At 74.4% G+C, this 3,482-nt stretch carries 2 protein-coding genes; both read left to right on the plus strand.

The genetic code is table 11. The features are described from left to right. Positions 1-914 precede the first annotated feature (914 nt). Positions 915-1,319 carry a cupin domain-containing protein gene (locus L615_RS22690; RefSeq protein WP_145726616.1) on the plus strand — a complete coding sequence of 135 codons (405 nt, stop codon included), beginning with the start codon at positions 915-917 and terminating at the stop codon, positions 1,317-1,319. An 87-nt stretch (positions 1,320-1,406) separates the two neighbouring features. Continuing rightward, on the plus strand, positions 1,407-3,482 hold a 2,076-nt coding region (locus L615_RS22695), incomplete at its 3' end, for an ATP-dependent helicase (protein WP_261376833.1).

Below are 3,482 nucleotides of genomic sequence, written 5' to 3' on the forward strand. Positions count from 1 at the left end.
CTCCGGCGCCCACCCACCGTCGCCTTGCTGGGTCTTGTTGGGGTTGGTCGTGGGGTTGGTCTGGTGGGTCGGGGTGGGCGTCTGCGGCGCCTCCCGTCCGGTTCCCCTGGCCGGCTGCAGAGCGGGACTTCGCCGGCGCGGAGTCTGGTGGGCGCGGGGGAGTGTGTCGTGTGCGCCGGCTGCGTCCCGACTTGCCGGCCAGGGGACCGGTCGTCCGGCGCCTCCGACGCCCACCCACTCCCGGATGGCGAAGGGTGGTGATCGCGCTCGCGTTCTGTGCCACGAGCTGTCGGCTTGCCGCCGTGCCAGGGCCTGGCCTACCGGAGACAACCGCGGCGCGGCAGCGCGGCGTGAGCCGCGTCCCACCGGCAGCTTGCTGCTTCCTCGTCGACGCGGCGGAGACGCGCTCGCGCAATCCAACAGCGCGGCAGCGCGGCGGGAGCGGAGCGACAGCAGCTTGCTGCCGCCGCCGGAGCGGAGACGCGCTCGCGCAAGTCAAAAAGGCGAAGGGCCCTCGTGAGTATGAGTCACAAGGGCCCTTCAAGGTGACCGGTACTGGTGACGCTCCCGGTCGACCCGTCGGCATCCCTGATCCCGCGAGCCTCGTCACCCGGCTCGCGCGGCCGGCGTCCCTTGCGGGCCGCCTCGACGCTGCCCCGGAGGGCTTCGTCATGGCCGTGCGGATCGTTGCCTTCCGGCGGATCCCGCTCTCCCGGAGGAGTGCGTGGGAGAAGTTCTACGCCCGTTCGGTGACGCGTGGCAAGGGGGTTTCGCCAGGTTTTTCGGGGGTTTTTCGTCGTCCACCGCCGGTCGGCGTGTCGTCCACACGCGGTCGGAGTGTCGTCCACAGCGAGAACCGGTTCATCCCCAGATCTGTCCACCGCCTGTGGATAACGGGTCGGCAGACTGGGGGTATGGATCGACCGCCGCTCGCCGTACGCCACGACCTCCAGCCGCACCCGGAGGGTGGGTGGTACCGACAGACCTGGGTGGCGGGGGAGACGGTGACCCTGCCGGACGGGCGGGTGCGGCCGACGGCGACGCTGATCTACTTCCTGCTGCCGGCGGGGGAGTCGTCGGCGTGGCACCGGGTGCGCTCGGACGAGGTGTGGCTCGGGCACGAGGGCACGGTGGTCGTGGAGCTCGGCGGCAGCGGTGACGTACCGGAACCGGGCGAGCGGCTGGCGGTCGGGCCGGACGAGCCGCAGGGGTTGGTGCCGGCGGGGGTATGGCAGCGGACGCTGGTGTCGGAGGCGGACGCGCTGGTCAGCTGCCTGGTGTCGCCGGGCTTCGACTTCGAGGACTTCGAGCTCGCCTGAGCTGGTCGGCCTGCCCTGTGCCGGGCTGTGTCGGGCTGAGTCGGGCTGGGTCGGGTTGTGTCGGGCGCGGGTGGTTGAGTGGCGCCCGTGGAGCAGGGGAGCCAGACCAGGTACGTCCTCCGGGCGGGGGCGCCGGCCGGGCCTGCCCCGGAGCTGGACGAGCACCAGCGCCGCGTCGTGGAGCACGAGGGCGGGCCGCTGCTCGTGCTCGCGGGCCCGGGCACCGGCAAGACCACCACCCTGGTCGAGGCGGTCGTCGACCGGATCGAGCGGCGGGGTGCGAGCCCGGACCAGGTGCTGGCGCTGACGTTCTCCCGCAAGGCGGCCGACCAGCTGCGCGACCGGGTGAGCGCGCGGTTGGGGCGCACGACCGGACAGCAGCTGAGCTCGACCTTCCACTCCTTCGCCTACGCGCTGGTGCGCCGCTACGCTCCGGCCGAGCTCTACGAGGCCCCGCTGCGCCTGCTGTCCGCGCCCGAGCAGGACGTCGTGCTGCGGGAGCTGCTGGCCGACCACCCGGAGTCGGTGACGTGGCCGGAGCGATTCAGGCAGGCGACGGCGACGCGCGGGTTCGCGCGCGAGGTGCACGCGGTGCTGGGGCGGGCCCGGGAGAAGGGGCTCGACGGGCACGCGCTGCGTGAGCTGGGGGAGGCCGAAGGCGTCGACGAGTACGTCGCGGCCGGGCTCTTCCTCGAGCAGTACCTCGACTCCCTCGACAGCCTCGGCGCGACCGACTACGCCGACCTGATCCGGCGGGCGCGGATCGAGGCCGAGGAGCACCGCGACGAGCTGCGGGCGCAGTTCCAGCACGTCTTCGTCGACGAGTACCAGGACACCGACCCGGGCCAGGTGGCCCTGCTGCGGGCGATCGCCGGCGACGGCCGCAACATCGTCGCGGTGGGCGACCCGCACCAGTCGATCTACGCCTTCCGCGGCGCCGAGGTGCGCGGGATCCTCGAGTTCCCGACCGCCTTCGCGCAGGCCGACGGCTCACCGGCCGACGTCGTCGCACTGCGGACCACGCGGCGCTTCGGCCCGCGCATCCTGCTCGCCTCGCAGCGGGTGGCGGGCCGGATCGGGCTGCCCGGCACCATCCCCGAGCAGGCGCGCGAGTCCTTCCTCGCGCCGACCTGCGCGCCGGGCCCGTACGGCGACGGCCGGGTCGACGTGCTCACCTTCGACACCGACCGGGCGGAGTCGGAGAACCTCGCCGACATCCTGCGCCGCGCCCACCTCGAGGAGGGCATCGGCTGGGACGAGATGGCCGTGCTGGTGCGCTCGGGGCGGGCGAGCATCGGACCGCTGCGCCGCGCCCTGGGGGCGGCCGGGGTCCCTGTCGAGGTGGCCAGCGACGAGGTGCCGCTGGTGCGGGACCCCGCGGTGCTGCCGCTGCTCGAGGCGATGCGGGCCGTGGTCAACCTCGGCAACGACGACCACACCGACGTGGGCTACGTCGACCCCGGTCGCGCCGAAGGGCTGCTGACCGGGCCGCTGGGCGGCCTCGACGCGGGTGACGTGCGGCGGCTCGCACGGCAGCTGCGGATGCGCGAGAAGGACGCCTGCCAGGAGACCGGCGGCACGCCGCGCAGCTCGCGCGACCTCGTCCGCCTCGCCCTCGTCGACGTGACCCACCTCGACGGGCTGACCGGCCCGGAGGTCGAGCGGGCGCGGGCGCTGGCCCAGCTGCTCGCGCGGGCACGGGCTGCAGTCGACGAGGGCGCGACGGCCGAGGAGCTGCTGTGGACGCTGTGGTCCGGCACGTCGTGGCCGCACCGGCTGCGTCGGGCCGTCGAGGCCGGCGGCGGTGCGGCGCGGCGGGCGCACCGCGACCTCGACTCGATCTGCGCGCTCTTCGACCTCGCGGCACGGGCCGGTGAGAAGCGCGAGCACCTCGCGGTGACGCCGTTCCTCGAGAGCCTGGTCCAGCAGGAGATCCCGGCCGACACCCTGGCCGACCGCGGCGCCCGCGGGGCGGCGGTGCGGCTGCTGACGGCGCACCGGAGCAAGGGGCTGGAGTGGCGGCTCGTCGTGGTCGCGCACGTGCAGGACGGCGGGTGGCCGGACCTGCGGCGCCGCACGACGCTGCTGCAGGCCGACCGGATCGGTCCGGGCGAGATCCTGCCCGAGGTCACCGCGCGCGAGCTGCTCGCCGAGGAGCGGCGG

Origin of the sequence: Nocardioides sp. J9, from assembly GCF_007829375.1 — a bacterium.
In the GTDB taxonomy this organism is placed as follows: domain Bacteria; phylum Actinomycetota; class Actinomycetes; order Propionibacteriales; family Nocardioidaceae; genus Nocardioides.

Coding starts and splice junctions, on each gene's coding strand:
- L615_RS22690 (WP_145726616.1), top strand. CDS start 915: ATGGATCGACCGCCGCTCGCCGTACGCCACGACCTCCAGCCGCACCCG.